We start from the raw sequence: 15,328 nt of genomic DNA on the forward strand, positions 1-15,328 counted from the left end.
GGCCGGTCAGGCGGGGCATCCCGCAGGATCGCCCGAACCGGGGTGGCCACCGACCAACTCAGGGAGTAACGCACGTGCGCGAGGTTCTGTTGCTCTGCTGGCGCGATACCGGGCATCCCCAGGGCGGTGGAAGCGAGCGTTACCTCGAGCAGGTCGGATCCCAGTTGGCCGAGCGAGGTATCAAGGTGACGCTGCGGACGGCGTCGTATCCCGGGGCGCCCGCGTCGGAGGTTCGAGACGGCATCACGATCAGCCGGGCCGGTGGACGTTTCAGCGTGTACCCCCGCGCTCTGGCCGCCATTGCCGCCGGACGTCTGGGTTTCGGATCGCTCAAGGGCATCCGCCCCGACGCGGTGATCGACACCCAGAACGGCATCCCCTTCTTCTCGAAGGCCGTGGCGGGTGCACCGGTCACGCTTCTGGTCCATCACTGCCATCGCGAACAGTGGCCGGTGGCAGGCAAGCTCGTCGGCCGGATCGGCTGGTGGGTCGAATCGCGATTGTCACCGCGCACCCATCGACGTAGTCAGTATCTGACGGTGTCGCTTCCCTCAGCGGAAGAATTGGTGGACCTCGGTGTCGAGCGCGAACGAATTGCCGTGGTGCGTAACGGTGCCGATCGGCTCCCCGTCGGCGTCGACGCGGGCGGATCGATCACCAGGGCCGAGCGTCCCACCATCTCGGTTCTCTCACGGCTGGTGCCGCACAAGCAGATCGAGGACGCACTCGAAGCGGTCGCAGCCCTGCGGCCTACGCTTCCGGACATCCATCTCGACGTCATCGGTGGTGGTTGGTGGGAGCAGAACCTGCGAGATCGCGCCGCCGAGTTGGGAATCGGTGACGCCGTCTCGTTCTACGGTCACGTCGACGAGGCTCGTAAACATGAACTCCTTGCGCAGTCGTGGATTCACCTCATGCCTTCGCGGAAGGAAGGGTGGGGCCTGGCGGTCATCGAGGCTGCGCAGCACGGTGTTCCGACGATCGGTTACCGCAGTTCCAAGGGCTTGACCGATTCGATCGTCGACGGAGTGACCGGGCTGTTGGTCGGCGGTGAGCACGCCGGCGACGGCGACATTGCTGATCTGACGCAGGCGGCAGGCACCCTGCTCCGCGACCACGAACTCCGCACGGTGCTCGGTGAGAAAGCTCGGGTGTGGTCGGGCGAGTTCTCCTGGGAGCAGACCGGCACCGGAGTGCTCGAGGTGCTGACCGCGCACAAGGACGGTCGGTGGGTCTCAGGACTGGCCGCGCCTCGCGAGTCGAATTCGGTTCTGGTTCAGTCCGACTGAGATCAGCGCGATCACGCCCATCAGTATCCAGGCGAGATGCGCAACTATGACGGCCGTTCGGGCGCCGGTCGAGGCTTCGTGCGCGGCAACATCTCCCGGTACCCGGTAGAGCTCGAGATCGTTGTCGGCAAAGACCTGTTCCAACCCGGCGAGTGTCGCTGCCGCCTTGCCGAGCTGGCCTGGTGTCTCACGCTCGATCAGTACCCATCCGACTCCGAGATCGGCCAACTGCGTAGGACTCCCGCCGGCAAGCAGCACATCCTCGACCTGGGTGGCCCGGGTTCCTTCACCGCCGACAGCACCACCGGCAACCACCAGTTGGCCGGTCTGCAGCACGTCGAGGGGTAGGAAGCGTGGTGCTGGATCGAGTACCGGCGCATCACCGCTGTAGGGGAAGGCGCGGAACATCCCGGCGGGAAGCACTGCAACGTCACCGGTTTCGTCTCGTAGTTGCTCGGCCACCACGGTCCAGGACCCGGGATAGTGCACGGGCTTCAACGCGCCGCCGACACCCCACACCAGATCCGGTAGCGCCACGATCGTCACCACGACGGCGGCGATCGAGAATGTCGGGCGGGGAAGGGAGAACCGATTGCCCGCCCACATCACCGCGGCGGCGGCAGCGAGTGCGTAGAACGGTACGGCCAGCGCGACCCACTTCTGGGCGTCACGCAGTAGACCGGCGCCGGTGAACACCTCGACCGACCATCGGCCGACGTCGAGCCCCCACGGAGTAGCGCCCAGGGTCGGAGCGAGCACCGCGAACAGGGCCAGCGCGCCGAGTCCACTGACAACGGGGTTCCGGCGTCGGCGCCATAGAGCGGGCACACCGGCAAACACCACGACAAGCAGAAGAACTGTTCCGACCAACGCGAAGAGTGTTGTGCGCGTGGACGGTACCGCTGCCGAGTTCCAGATACCGCCGAGCCCGGCGAGGCTGCCGAGCGTCGCGAGTCCCGGTTCTGCTCGGGCGGCAAAGGCGGCGACTCCCGCTGGATCGGAACCGTCGCCTGCTGCTCCGGATACGAAGGTGGCGACCAACCACGACGAGGCGGCGACGAGGAACAGTCCGATAGTGCCGCAGACACGCCGCATGGCCGAGGTTCGGCCTCCGGGGGTGGCTACCACCACCAGCGCGGCCGTCAGAGCGAGCAGAGCGCCGGTAGGTGTCAGGCCCGCGAATGCCAGTGACGCGGCCAACGCCCACCAGGACCCGGGCGTGGCTCGGCGAACTCCGATTCCGGCACACACGATCCACGGCAGTGCGGCATATCCGGTCAGCAGGCTCCAATGTCCTTGCAACAGGCGCTCGGCCACGTAGGGGTTCCAGAGCATCACCGTCGACGCGACGAGTTGTGGACCGACACCGGCCGTCGGCAGTAGGACGGCGACCATGCGCGCCGCACCCCAACCGGCGAGCCAGAGCGCCACGAGCAGGGTGAACTTGACCACCAGTCCGCCGTCGATCACGGTGCTCAACGCTGCGATCAGCGCATCCTGGGGAACGGCGCGGGCCGCGGCGTCGGTGAGTCCGAGGGCGGAGTCGGTCAGGTACGAGCGCGGCGTGCTGACGGCGTCGCGCAGCAGGAGGTAGCCGGGGCCGAGCAGCGGTCCGAGGATCAACAGTGCCAGCGCCAGGCTGTACGCCGCAGGCAGGTAACGGCGGTATCCGGCTTGCACTGTCATGACGCGCACGATACGTGGTGCATCATTACTGCCATGCCTCGCCAACCACTCGATCGCGCCGCCGCGGCCGGGGTCGGCATGGTTTTGGTGGGATCGATGACGGCCAATGTCGCGTCGTACCTGTTGGCATGGTTGGCCAGCCGATGGTTGGGTCCGGTCGGCTACGGAGAGTTCGCGAGTCTGCTTGCCGCCCAGTTGGTACTTGCGGTTCCGGCTTTGGCGTTGCAGACGGTGGTCGCCCGCGAGGCGGTGCGTGGCAAGAGCACAGATGCGTTGCGGTCGTTGGGGTATCGATGCACCGCGATCGTCGCCGTCCTCGCGGTGGCGCTCACTCCGGCGATGGCGTGGCTGCTCGACACCGGAATCGTGGCGTCGTTCTCGGCATTGGTGACTGCGCCCATGTTGGTTCTGCTGGCCACGGAGCAGGGGTTGTTGCAAGGACACGGTCGATTCGGCACTCTCAGCGCCGTACTGGCCGGGGCCGGGGTGATGAAAGTCCTTCCGGCAGTGATCGTTCTGGCTTTCGGCGGCGGAGCAGGCGCGGCATTGGTCGCGGGCGCGGCCGGAACTGCGTTGCTGGTGGCGATAGTTCGAGTGGTCGACCGAACCGTCACGGTGAGCGAGGACCGGCCGGTGCGTATCGGCGTCGTCTCCGTGCTCGCGGCGTCTCAGGTTCAGCTCGCGCTGATCGCGTTGTCTTCGCTGGACCTGCTGATCGTCCGCGTCGTCCTCAGTGAGTACGACGCCGGTGTCTACGCACTCGGCGCCGTCGCGACGAAGGTGGCGTTCTGGCTGCCACAGGCAGTGGGCGTCGTGCTGTACCCGAAGATGGCGAATCCGGCGCACTCGGCGCAAGCGGTTCGCTCGGCGTTGGCGGTGCTCGTCGGTATCGGCGCCGTGTTGGTTCTGGGGGCGGCGGTTGCCGGCCCGCTGGTGCCGATGCTCGTGGGCGACGCGTACGCCGCCGTGGCTCCGATGCTGTGGGCCTTCGCTCTGCACGGTGCAGCGCTGGCGGTACTCCAGGGCGCTTTGCTGTCCGCAATCGCGTCAGAACGCACACGAGTGGCCCTTCTGGCGTGGGCAGGACTGGCCGTGGAGGCGACGGTGATGCTGGTGTGGGCGAAGACGCCGGGAGAGTTGATCGGCGTCGCCGTGGTGGTTGCGTCGACGACGGCGTTGGCGGTGTCCGTCGCCGCAGTGCGAAGTGCCGACCGCGCCGGGCCGGCACCTCGCGGCTCTGTCAGTTCTCCAGACGCGTGAACAAATCGTCGAAGTAGTCGAGCGTACGCATCGCGGTGTAGACGGATCCGTAGTTGATGTTCCCACCCGTGTAGACGACGTTGTCTCCTTGTACTGCGCGGATACGGTTCCACATCGCGCGGTCGTCGCTGACGGGATCCACGCCGGGCGCGGTGGTGACGATCATTCCGTCTGCCGAGTCGAGGGCAGTCACGAGGTTTTCGGTAGAGATCTCCTTCTGTCCCTCGACCGGCCACTGGAGCTGGACGCCGAGGTCTTCGGCCACCTGTGTGGAGATGCCCTTGCGGTTGACGCCGTTGACCTTCTGATTCACGTAGTTCAGCAGCACGATCTGCTTGCTCGCCAAGCTCGGGGCGTGGCGTTCCTTCAATCCGGCTGCCTTGTCCTCGTACGCTCCGATGACCTGACGGACGTCGGGGTTCTCGGTGCGATTCAGCCAACTCGCCAGCTGATCGATGTTCTCGCGCCACGGACGCGTGAAGTCCATCGGAAGCACAGGCGCTGTCTGGCTCAACTGCTGTAGCGGCCACATGTCGGAGGCCTCACCGATGTCGGTGCAGATGATCAGGTCCGGTTCCAGCGCGAGAATTGCCTCGACGTTGACCGGTGCCTCGAACACCTGTGCCGTGGGATCGGCCGGAACCCACGGCTCGGCGGCGTCGAAGCTGTACGCGATGACCGGCAGGCCCATCGCGACGGCTGGTTCGAGGTCGAGTCTGGAGTCGATGGCGACGACGCGCTTCGGGGTGACCGGAATGTCGTAGGTTCCGAGCGAGGTCGTGACCGTGCGCATCCCGGCCGAACCGCCCTCGGTACCGGCGGACCTCGCGCAACCGGCGGCGAACAGCCCGGAGAATGCAGCCGTGCCGACAACAAACCTCCGTCGCGTCAGATCGCTGACACAGATGTGCGAACCCAGAACTGTTGATGCGGGCATGTGGCTCCTCGTGTTCGGGGTGGTCTGGACTTCCAGAAAACGCTAAGCCCGCAACCACGCGGAGGGAACGACCCGTTGCGCCAATCCGTACGCCGATCCGGCAACAAAGCCCCGAAACGCAGCAGAGCGCCCCTTCCGTGTGGAAGGGGCGCTCTGCTTACTGTCTGAATCAGTCCTTGCGCAGATCCGGACGCGGAATCACCTGAGTGTCGTCCGAGGTCCAGTCGTGCTCACCCGGAGCCGGCTCGGGCGAGCCCTGGCCGCTGGGATTCTGGTTCGTTCCGCCGTGTGCAGCGCGGGCCGGAGTTCCGCCCTTGCCGCCGCGAATGCCGAGGAAGATACCGGCGATCAGCGCGATGACGCCGAGCACACCTGCCACGATCGGGACTGTGCGGCCGAACAGCGAGAGCTTGTCCATGCCGTCACGTGCCTGCTGGACCTGGTACTCGATGGTTGCTTCGTCGAAGGGCAGCGTGACCTTGAGAACCTCGACGTCGACGGCATCCTTGTTGCGTCCGTAGTACTGGTGCAACTGCTCCTGGCCCTTGACGACGACACCGGTCTTGGGCTCGACCCACAGGTCACGGACGTTGGTGTACCAACGCGTCATCGTGATCGGGGTAGCGCCACCGGGAACGCCCCAGGTGTCGGCGGGCAGGCTCAGCTTGTTGGTGGGGGAGTTGACGACCTTCGACAGGTCGACGGGATCGATCGTCTGCTGGAAGTGGTACACCTTCAGACCGTTGATCTCGGTCTCTTCGACGAAGTCGATGTCCTTCGTGGCGCGAGCGTTCAGGTCGAAGTAGGGGTAGCTCTTCTGTTCCGTGTTGAACGGGAACTTGTACTGCAGACCGTCGCGGGAAACTTCTTCGGCGGGCTGGTCGCTGGACGTCTGGACGGTTCCGACCGGATCGTTGGTCGGCATCGAGCTGACGCGATCGAGCGTGACGCGGTCCAGGGTTGCGGTCAGCAGTCCGGTGTCACCCTGCTTGTCGGTACGACGGACGGTCTGGCCGGCTTCGACGGTGATGATGTCGGCGTCGGACGGGTCCTGCGTGGTGACGTAGCGCTGAGCGACGATCGGCACGTTGGTGTCGACCTGTGCCTTTCCGCCGAGGAGGGCCGCCGAGTTGAGGACGCTACCGGTGCCTGTGGCGACAGTGGTCACCTCGAGGTCGAGTGGCGTCTTCTCCAGCTTGCCTACCGTGTAGGTAGGAATGAGGATGGCGATGGCCAAAAGGAAGGCACCGAGGCCCACCAGAATGCAAGGAAGTATCCGGCTCGGCCCTGAGCGTTCCGCCATGCTGTGACTCCTAACCCGTTAAGTCTTTCGAGGTTCCCCAACCGGCACAATATGAGCTGCGCAGATCGCATGGGGCCCCCGATGGACACCATGTGTGGCAGAACACTAACAGTCCACCGGCCCGGTTTGTCGCATGAGGGCATGAATTGGCCAGGCATTTTGTTGTGAGTCCCTGGTGGTTTCCCTCAATCGGCCTGGGGTGCACACTTATCCGTGATGATCAGTTCCACGAATTCCCCTCAGACGGTCCCGCCACAGGCTCGGGGCTTCGTTCCGGCTTTGGACGGTATGCGTGGATTGGCGGCGCTCGGTGTCCTCGTCACCCATGTCGCGTTCCAAACCGGTGAAGCGCAGTCCGGCGCGTTCGGGCGCGCGTTCGGTCGACTCGATCTCGCCGTAGCGGTGTTCTTTGCCTTGTCCGGATTTCTCCTGTGGCGCCCCCACGCGGCAAAGGCCCGCGGAATCGGGCAACCGCAGCCGACGGTCCGATATGGGATCTCGCGTGCAACGCGAATCCTGCCGGCGTACTGGGTGGCGGTGGTGCTGATCCTGCTGTTCCTGCCCGGTGCCGGCGGGGGCTACCAAGTGTGGTTGGCGAATCTCGGGTTGGCGCAGGTGTTCGTGCCGTTGACACTCACCGAGGGCCTCACGCAGATGTGGAGCCTGTCGGTCGAGGTTGCGTTCTATGTTCTGCTGCCGCTGTTCGCGTATCTGATGGTGCGACTACGCGGAAACTCGGCCCGGTTCCGGCTACCGCTTCTGCTCGGGGTGTCGGTGTTGGCGCTGACGTGGGCTTTCATTCCGATCCCGACTCCGGACGCCATTCACCACGACAACTGGCTGCCGGGCTACCTGCCGTGGTTCGGCGCAGGCATGGTGCTGGCCGAGTTGGCCGTGGGCCCGTCGACGTGGGTGCATCGCCTCGCGCACCGGCGGGTGCTCCTGACTTTTGTTGCGTTTGTGGCCTTCGTTCTCTCGTGCACCGATCTGGCCGGGCCCGAAGGTCTGGTGCGGCCGGAGCCGTGGCAGTACGCGATCAAGATTGCACTCGGCGCGATCATCAGTTTTTCGTTGATCGCGCCATTGGTGTTGCGCGATCAATCGCAGCATCGATTCCTGGCGAGCCCGCTGGCGCTGGCAATCGGACGCTGGTCCTACGGCCTGTTCATCTGGCACCTGGCCGTACTGAACGCTGTGTTCCCCGTGTTCGGCATAGTTCCGTTCTCGGGCAGCTTCTTCTACGTCCTGGCGCTGACGGTCGTCCTGAGCGTCGCTGTGGCCTCGGCCAGTTACGCCTTGGTGGAGGAACCGGCGCGCGTCGCGGTCACGCGCTGGGAGAAGCGCCGCCATATCGGTGAACCGGCAAAGGGCAACGCGGCCAACCCGGTCACGACCAAGGCCACCAACATCGAGAACTGAATCGCGAACGAGTCGCCCACATAGCCGCCCGGTGCTCGCCACGGTCCGGTCGAGAGCAGCGTGATGCCGATCATCGCGGCTACGCCGGCGGTGCCGACGAGAATGCGTGCGGTCCGAGCGGGGCCGAAGATTCGCAGCGCGGCAAGTCCGAGGATCGAGCACACAACTGCGATCGCCGCTCCCACTCCGCCGCCGATGACGGTGGCCGCCGCGAGCACGCCGACCCATCCTGCCGCGACGCTGCGCCACGGTCGGGGTGGTGTGAGGGGCTTGGGCTCTCGGCGCGTGGGGACAAGTGCCGCGAACAGCAGCGGGATCAGCAACACGAGCCCGCCGAATATGCCGAGGCGGTACCAACGGTCGCTGGGGAAGTCGATGGTGACGGTTCCCGCGGTGCCTGCCGGCACGATCCAGCCCTGCTGCCAACCGTTCACGACCACCGGCGTCAGCTCGGAACCGTCCGGCGCCGTGGCGATCCAACCGATGCTGGTGCTCTCGGGATTGACGATCAGCTGATCGGTGGACGAGTTCGTGACGGTGAGTTCGCGGTGATTCGCCGTCCACGCGGTCGATTCGAGCGGTGTATTCCGTTGCGCGGCTGAAGGACCGACCGCCGCCAGGTCGAGGTTGTCGACCGAGAATGCGGGGCCTGGTTCGACGACCACTTCGGGCTGGCCCGCCGGCAACCTCGCCGACGCGTCCAGACCGCACACACGTGCCTCGACGGGTGCGCCGGTCCGAAGTTGCGTCGCCGTCGCCGTGATCGAGGTGGGGAATTGCTGTCCGGCAACCGAAATGGTCGGACCGTCGCCACAGGTGACGGTGACGGTGCGGTTGTCGAATGAGTCCGAGCCCTGCACTCCCGAACCGGCGATCGGGGTTCCGTCGGCACCGATGACGCCGACCTCGGCGAGGCCGGTGGGCTGCGCCTGGGCGAAGCCGAGCGCCGTCTGATCGAGGACCGGTTCCCAATCGGTGATGCTCAGGACGATCTTGTCGGTGACGAAGGGGGAGAGGGTAATTCGACTGGTTCGAGGCGTGTCGTCCGAGGGTTCGGGCAGCTCTCGCACCTGCGGCCCGTTGCCGAGATTCACCGCGACGCTGGTGGGCAGCGACGGCAGAGTGCCAAGTCCCCGGGTGATGTCCAGGCCGGTGACCAGGGTGGGCTCGGGAAGATTGAGAGTCAGCGTCGGTTTCGGGCCGCCAGGTTCGGTGGTGCTCTGCGGCGCCGACCACGTGGTGCGTGCGTCGCCGTCGGTGGCAGCGAAGGCAGATCCGCGTGTGTCGCCGATGTCGCTCGAACCCGAAGCCGTGATTCGGCCTGGGACGGAAAGCAGATCTTCGAGGGCGTTGCCCTGACGCGCTCGGACAGTCAGTGTCGGTGTAACGACTGTGTTTTCGGGCACCGTGAGTGTGCGCTGGAAACGGCTCGGCTCTTCGGGTATCGCCATGAATGCATTGCTGCACCGCACGCGGTCGGTCGAGTCCGCGCACGCGTTGCGACCGGGGAACTCCTGGCTCAGATTCCAGGCGTTCACGGATGCGCCCGTCGGCGTATTCGGCAGGACCGTGTCGAAACGGATCGGTACGGTCTTCGGTGCGCTGCGATCGGAGAAGTCTTCGACGGAGAGTTCGCTGATGCCGAACTGTGTTCCAGGCGATCCGTTTTCGGTGTGAGTCGCTGTGATGCGTACCCACGGAGTGGTGCCGCCCGGGATCGAGACGGTGATGGGCTCACCGGGACGCTCCACCTTCACCGCTGTGCTGCCGTTCGGTGTCGAGACCTCGAGCCATTTGACGGGAGCTCCGATTGCCGCGGCACTGGTGGTCAGATGAAGCAACCCACTGGAAATCGGTGTGTCGAAGTCGATCTGCAACCACTGGCCCAGTGCGCGCTCGATGCCGTTGCTGAACCAGCCGGTGGCGGGATCGCCGTCGACCGTCGACGCGGGACTGCTCGACGGTGAAGTGCCGCCCAGCTGGGTGGCATCCGAGGCGGCGCTGGAGACGGTGATCGAAGCTCCGCTCCAACGGCCTTCCACGAGAGGCGTGTTCGCAACCGGGTAGTCGGGCACCAGATTGTAGGTACGACGAGCGTCGTCGGGGGTGCGCAGGGCGGAACTGTGGTTGTCGACCTGACCGAAATCGGTTTCTCGATCGCGCGGTGTGTCGGTGACGGTGACCGAATCGACGGGCAGTCCCGCAGCTTCGGCGTCGGCGGCAAGAATCATCGGCCCGGTCCCCGGAACCAGCCCGCTTTCGTGAAGTCGCACAGACGATTCCGGCCCACCTTGTATGCGCGGAACCTGGTTCAGGTCGACGGAGTACGGTCCGCTGACCGCCGCGGTGCCGTCGGGCGGGGTGACCCCGAAGATCTCGATGGCCGGGTAACCGGGGCGCAGATCGCTGTCCGCGACCAGCCCTTCGATCGGTTCGGGGCTGTTGTCCTCACCGAAGTGCGCGACTCGTTCGATTCCAGGAGAGCCGTCGACCGCTTGGTGCACGAGTATCGGCCTGGCCGAGCGCGACGTTTCGCCGTCGAGGTCGTTGCGCATCACCAGGTAGTGGATGCCCTGCCCCAGCAAGGTCTGTGCGAGGCCGTCCGACGGACGTCCGTCGGCGATGAGACGTTGCACCGAATCGAGCGCTCGGATGGCGCCGGGAGGGGTCAGCGGGACCGAGTCACGCACCGCCCACGGTGTACTCGCCAACGCCTGAAGCGGTTCGTCACGCGTCAGACCCCACACCTGGCTGCCGAAGGGCGCTCCCGGGACGACCAGGGCACGTTCGGCTTCCGACCCGGGGGAGGTGTTGTCCTCGAGCCACTGCGCCGCCTCGTTCCAGTACGAGGGGACGTCCGGATACGCACCGCGGGGAGCGAGCTTTCCCGTCCAGGCCAAGGCGGTCGAGAGGGTGAGGGCAACGAGGATCAGGCTGGTCAGTGCGACCATCGGTTCGCGCTCGGGATGGGCGAACGCGCGGCGCCATCGGGCGAGTGGAACCGATCCCGGCAGTGGCACTTTGGCCAGCAGGTGTGCGAGTCCGAGCACCAGCGGCAGACGGACCAACGGCTCGAGCTTGTGGACGTTGCGCAGCGGCGCGCCTGCCGAGTCGAGGAACAGGCGCACCGACTCCGACACCGGCGAGCTGAGTTCACCCACGTAACCCGCGGCCAGGCCGGTGATACCGACGAACAGGATGAGCGTCAGCCGGCCGCGAGCAGGCATGGACCGCATGCAGAGCCCGGCGAGGCCGGCGGCGGCAACCAGGCCGGTGGCGACGACTGCTGCGGGTTGGGTGACCAGGACGGCGCCGGCAATGCGTTCGGGGGAGACGAACGGGGTCCAACTGTCCGTGCCGCGAAGTATCTCGGCGAGCGATGCCCACTGAGTGGTGACACCGGCGGACTCGATGTAGTCGAGAAACGGTGGGCTGATCTTGCCGAGCAGAAGTAGCGGCACGATCCACCAGAGGGTGCCGAGAGCGACGAACAGCGCCCACCACGCGGTGAACGTCAGCCATGTTCGGTTGGGTTTGTGCGAGAGCCACCAGATGATCGCGACCAGGCAGGCCGCGGCGGTGGCGACGGCGTTGATCGAACCCATGAGTGCGACGGCAAGTGCGGATTGTGCGGCCAACCGCCTCAACCCCCGTGAGTGGTCAGGGAGTCCAGGGACTCCTTTTCCACGCACAGGGCCGAAGGCCAAAACCACCGGCAACAACACCCACGGCGCCAACATCATCGGAAGGGTTTCCGAGGAAATCGAACCGAGCGTGGTCAGCACGCGGGGAGAAAGAACAAAGGCAACCGCTGCGATCACGCGCGAACTACGGCTGCCGATGCCGAGAGCCTCGGCAACTCGGATGATGCCCCAGAAACCTGCGATCAGAAGCAGCGCCCACCAGATGCGCTGGGTGACCCACGGCGGAACGTTCGCCAACTCGCCGAGCGCGAAGAACGGCCCGTGCGGAAAGAAATATCCGTAGGCCTGGTTTTGAACCTGGCCGAGCGGGGCCTGACTACTCCACTGATGCGAGGCGCGTTCGAGAAAACCGAACGGATTCTGCGTCAGGTCGTACTTGGTGTCAGCGGTGATCAGACCCGGCGATTGCAGAAAAGTGAGAAGAAACGCTACGACGGAGGCGCCGAACAGCCACCGCTTCGACAGGGGCTCTGCCGACGGGGCGGTGTCTACCGAAGACACCGCTGCGTCGGCGGAAGAACGGGAACTCGCGAGGCCTGCGCTCTCAGCGGCTGCCGTACTCAACCTGGTTCAGCACGGAAGAATCTGCGTTTCCGCTGCGGTCGATCTCGGGACGAGTGTTGTCCGACGCGGCGGCCGTGACACCGAAGATGACGCCGGCACCCAGAACGGCACCGATGACAGCGCTGGCCACACCGGGGACAAGGAACTTCGTCATCGCGGATCTCCCAATTGGTCGTTAGTCGGTCGTTCGCGGTCGGACGGACTTACCGGCCCGTACGAACTGCTCGGGTCAAGGTATCACCCGCACTCGAGAATCCGGACGATTACCCTCGTGACGTGCTGGTCAGTCGAGGGTTTCGGCGCCAAGCGCGGTCAACAGAGTGCGCAGTTTCGTAGATGTCTCGTCGAGTTCGTCCTGCGGATCCGATTCGGCGACAATTCCACCACCCGCGCTGGCCCAGGCGTTGCGGCCGTCTGCACTGATCTCGGCGCAGCGGATGGCAACCACCCAATCGCCGTCACCGGCCTCGTCGCACCATCCCACGGCGCCGCCGTAGAAACGCCGAGGCTCCTCGGTCTCGCGGATGACCTTCAGTGCCGCGTCGGTGGGTGTTCCGCACAGCGCGGGCGTCGGATGCAGCGCGATGGCGAGGTCGAGCGCAGTGGTGTCGTTTCGCAGTGTGCCGCGGATCGGGCTGGCCAAGTGCCAGACCTCGTGAGTATTGGTCAGTTCGGGAGTTGCCGGCACCGACAGATCACTGCACATCGGTTGCAGGACCTGGCGGATCCACGACGTCACGAAGGCGTGCTCGGCCAGATTCTTCGTCGAATGCAGAAGGCTTTCGCCTGCCTCGCGGTCTTGATCGGCGTCGGCGGATCGCTTGGTGGTCCCGGCCAACGGGCGACACGTCACGACGCGCCCGCGTCGACTGACCAATACTTCGGGCGTCGCGCCGACCAGGCTGTGGCCCTCGAATTCGGCTCCCGCAGCAGAGAGGTCGACGGCAAAGGTGTTGGCGACGGGATTGAGCGCCGCCATGCGTGCGGCGAGCGCGGTTGGGGAGATCGGGGTCTGCGTGCGAAGTTCCACAGTGCGAGCCGCGACAACCTTGTCGATCTCTCCACTGCGGAGGCGTCCGATCAACTTTTCCACTCGACGAAGATGCTCCGACGACGACGGGATCTCTCGGTCAACCCGGGTCGTGGGCAGGGTCTGGGGATCGCGCGGTTGCCACGGCCGCGACGCGATCGTCGCCTCGGCAGGTTCGTACAACGCCGTTGCGGCAGCCGGGTCGAAGGGGAGCGCTCCGACGATCAGCTTTGTCGTACCTGCCGACAGAGCGTGGGTGGCCGCGTCGGAGCTGTCGAAGCTGCGTCGTACGCCGCGGGTGACCACGCTGTGATCGGGGCGCGAGAGAACAAAACCGTCCATGGTGCTTTCGACACTAGTCGGCCACGGATCAGGAACGCGCGAAGGTCACTTCCCCGGAGGGACGATCAACACCGGCCGATGACTGTGACGCAGAACATGATCCGCGACGCTGCTCTGCAGTAGCGACCGCAAACCCGTAGTGCCACGGGTGCCGGTCACGATGATGTCGACGTCCAATTCGTCTGCGGTTTCGCAGATTGCAGACCAGATCGCGGATCGGCACTCGGCGCTTCTGCCTTCGACGGTCAGGCCTGCGGCCTCGGCCAGTGCGACGCCCTCGGCGAGGGTGACTTTGGCGTCGGTGTACGCGATGTCCTCGACGTCGTCGTCGGGAACCCACTCCGGTTGCATCACCCCGGACAGGCCGGACATGCGAGCGGCCTGGCGAACCATGGGCTCCCAGGCAGTGACGAGAACAGCACGATTGGCGGAGAGGAAACGCCCCGCATAGTCGACTGCACGCTTGGCGTTGTCGGAACCGTCGTACGCGATGAGCATCAGACCTTGTGGCATCACGACCTCCTCGTCAGCGGGGGAATCGGTTCTCTTCCAGGCTACCGTCCCGATGTGCCCGTGAGGGAGTGTATGGGTACCGGGTCCGTTACGGTCGAGGTATGCGGATCAAGTTTCTGAAGGCTGCGACGACCATTGCTTTGTGCGGAGGGTTGGTTGCGGGATGCTCGGGCGAAAACGGGACCGCCGATCCGGTTTCGAGCGCCCCGACCAGCACCAGCACCGAGATCACGTCGACGCCTGCGGCATCGAGCTCCGCACCCGTCGCCGCGTCGTGCGGTAGTGACCTTCTAGCCTCGCTGTCCTTGCGTCAGAAACTTGCCCAGCTGCTCAACGTCGGCGTCACCGGGACCGACGACGCAGTGTCGATAGTGCAGAACGAGGAGATCGGCGGCATATTCGTCGGAAGTTGGACCGATCAGTCGATGCTCACCAATCGTGAAGTGCCGCAGGTTGCTTCGGCGTCGAAGTTGCCGTTGATGGTGACGATCGACGAAGAAGGTGGACGAGTTTCCCGCGTCGCGGACATCCTCGGGCCCGATCCGTCGGCCAGGGAAACGGCGCAGACCATGACAGTGGAACAGACGTACCAGATGGCACTCGAGCGTGGACGCGGTTTGAAGGATCTCGGGATCACCGTCAACTACGCCCCCGACGTCGACGTCAGCAGCCAACCCGACGACTCCGTGATCGGGGACCGCTCGTACTCCGACGACCCCCAGACCGTGGTTGCCTACGCCGGTGCGTACGCGCAGGGCATGCGCGATGCCGGAATCTTCCCGGTGATCAAGCACTTTCCCGGGCATGGCAGCGCGTCGGGTGACTCGCACCGGGGTGAGGTGACAACGCCGCCGCTACAGGATCTGATCGCGTCGGACCTGATTCCCTTCCGTGAGCTGTCGGGAACGGGAGTCGGCGTCATGATGGGTCACCTCGAGGTTCCCGGTCTGACCGAGCCCGGTACCCCTGCCAGCATCAGCCCCGCAGCCGTTGCGTTGCTTCGCGACGGAGTGGGTTACGGCGCAGCGCCGTTCACCGGCCCGGTGTTCACCGACGACCTCAGCGGCATGCAGGCGATCACCGACCGATACGATATTGCCGACGCGGTTCAGGCTGCGCTGGTGGCTGGAGTCGATCAGGCATTGTGGCTGACCACCGACGACGTTCCGCGGGTTCTCGATCATCTCGAGCAGGCCGTCGCGTCGGGTGAGCTTCCGCAGACGCGGGTCGATCAGGCTGTGGTCACAGTTGCCGCTGCCAAAGGTGCCGTGACCTGCTGAG

General features: G+C 65.5%; 10 protein-coding genes and 1 pseudogene. 4 read left to right on the forward strand and 7 right to left on the reverse strand.

All coding sequences use genetic code 11. From position 1 onward, the window contains the following. Positions 1-74 precede the first annotated feature (74 nt). The gene (locus AOT96_RS15865) at positions 75-1,289 is read left to right on the forward strand and encodes a glycosyltransferase family 4 protein (protein WP_042452597.1); all 1,215 of its coding nucleotides are present in this window, start codon (positions 75-77) and stop codon (positions 1,287-1,289) included. Here the strand turns inward: AOT96_RS15865 and AOT96_RS15870 are convergent. Further along, positions 1,236-2,975 (reverse strand): hypothetical protein, encoded by a 1,740-nt coding sequence (locus AOT96_RS15870; protein ID WP_065351993.1) that lies wholly within the window; start codon positions 2,973-2,975, stop codon positions 1,236-1,238. The two genes, AOT96_RS15865 and AOT96_RS15870, sit on opposite strands and share 54 nt — an antisense overlap. A 33-nt stretch (positions 2,976-3,008) precedes the next feature. On the opposite strand from AOT96_RS15870, the gene AOT96_RS15875 reads away from it, so the two are divergent. Continuing rightward, on the forward strand, positions 3,009-4,235 hold the full coding sequence (locus tag AOT96_RS15875) for a lipopolysaccharide biosynthesis protein (RefSeq protein ID WP_065351994.1): 1,227 nt from the start codon (positions 3,009-3,011) through the stop codon (positions 4,233-4,235). On the opposite strand, the gene AOT96_RS15880 is transcribed toward AOT96_RS15875, so the two are convergent. Together AOT96_RS15880 and AOT96_RS15885 are read right to left on the reverse strand one after the other, a co-directional pair. Beyond that, the gene (locus AOT96_RS15880) at positions 4,216-5,172 is read right to left on the reverse strand and encodes an ABC transporter substrate-binding protein (RefSeq protein ID WP_065351995.1); all 957 of its coding nucleotides are present in this window, start codon (positions 5,170-5,172) and stop codon (positions 4,216-4,218) included. The two genes, AOT96_RS15875 and AOT96_RS15880, sit on opposite strands and share 20 nt — an antisense overlap. Positions 5,173-5,341: 169 nt before the next feature. Then, entirely contained in the window at positions 5,342-6,475 is a 1,134-nt protein-coding gene (locus tag AOT96_RS15885) for a DUF3068 domain-containing protein (protein ID WP_065351996.1), read from the reverse strand. Between the two features lie 288 nt (positions 6,476-6,763). On the opposite strand from AOT96_RS15885, the pseudogene AOT96_RS34700 reads away from it, so the two are divergent. Then, positions 6,764-7,693, forward strand: a pseudogene (locus AOT96_RS34700) (acyltransferase family protein); the annotation flags it as partial. Between the two features lie 71 nt (positions 7,694-7,764). On the opposite strand, the gene AOT96_RS36440 reads toward AOT96_RS34700, so the two are convergent. The 4 genes from AOT96_RS36440 to AOT96_RS15900 all read right to left on the reverse strand — a co-directional run bounded on the left by AOT96_RS36440 (position 7,765) and on the right by AOT96_RS15900 (position 14,047). Beyond that, a complete protein-coding gene (locus AOT96_RS36440; RefSeq protein ID WP_065351997.1) occupies positions 7,765-12,099 on the reverse strand; it encodes an alpha-(1->3)-arabinofuranosyltransferase in 4,335 nt (1,444 codons plus the stop codon). 43 nt (positions 12,100-12,142) lie between these two features. Continuing rightward, positions 12,143-12,316, reverse strand: coding sequence for a DUF2613 domain-containing protein (locus AOT96_RS34705; protein WP_003945488.1), 174 nt, complete (start codon positions 12,314-12,316; stop codon positions 12,143-12,145). A 129-nt stretch (positions 12,317-12,445) separates the two neighbouring features. Next, positions 12,446-13,534: an isochorismate synthase gene (locus tag AOT96_RS15895; protein ID WP_065351998.1), complete on the reverse strand. Its 1,089-nt coding sequence runs from the start codon at positions 13,532-13,534 to the stop codon at positions 12,446-12,448. A 45-nt stretch (positions 13,535-13,579) separates the two neighbouring features. Beyond that, complete coding sequence (locus AOT96_RS15900; protein ID WP_003945900.1) at positions 13,580-14,047, reverse strand: universal stress protein; 468 nt, start codon at positions 14,045-14,047, stop codon at positions 13,580-13,582. A gap of 101 nt (positions 14,048-14,148) precedes the next feature. Here AOT96_RS15900 and AOT96_RS15905 point away from each other — a divergent pair, with 101 nt between their 5' ends. Then, positions 14,149-15,327, forward strand: a complete 1,179-nt coding sequence (locus tag AOT96_RS15905) for a glycoside hydrolase family 3 N-terminal domain-containing protein (RefSeq protein ID WP_007734549.1) — start codon at positions 14,149-14,151, stop codon at positions 15,325-15,327. Position 15,328: the final 1 nt, after the last annotated feature.

Source organism: Rhodococcus sp. 008 (assembly GCF_001682295.1).
GTDB classification, from domain to species: domain Bacteria; phylum Actinomycetota; class Actinomycetes; order Mycobacteriales; family Mycobacteriaceae; genus Rhodococcus_F; species Rhodococcus_F qingshengii.

Bases quoted from the DNA above. Each gene is read 5' to 3' on its own strand.
- AOT96_RS15875 (WP_065351994.1), top strand. From the start codon at position 3,009: ATGCCTCGCCAACCACTCGATCGCGCCGCCGCGGCCGGGGTCGGCATG.
- AOT96_RS15895 (WP_065351998.1), bottom strand. From the start codon at position 13,534: ATGGACGGTTTTGTTCTCTCGCGCCCCGATCACAGCGTGGTCACCCGC.
- AOT96_RS34705 (WP_003945488.1), bottom strand. From the start codon at position 12,316: ATGACGAAGTTCCTTGTCCCCGGTGTGGCCAGCGCTGTCATCGGTGCC.
- AOT96_RS15880 (WP_065351995.1), bottom strand. From the start codon at position 5,172: ATGCCCGCATCAACAGTTCTGGGTTCGCACATCTGTGTCAGCGATCTG.
- AOT96_RS15885 (WP_065351996.1), bottom strand. From the start codon at position 6,475: ATGGCGGAACGCTCAGGGCCGAGCCGGATACTTCCTTGCATTCTGGTG.
- AOT96_RS15870 (WP_065351993.1), bottom strand. From the start codon at position 2,975: ATGACAGTGCAAGCCGGATACCGCCGTTACCTGCCTGCGGCGTACAGC.
- AOT96_RS15905 (WP_007734549.1), top strand. From the start codon at position 14,149: ATGCGGATCAAGTTTCTGAAGGCTGCGACGACCATTGCTTTGTGCGGA.
- AOT96_RS15900 (WP_003945900.1), bottom strand. From the start codon at position 14,047: ATGCCACAAGGTCTGATGCTCATCGCGTACGACGGTTCCGACAACGCC.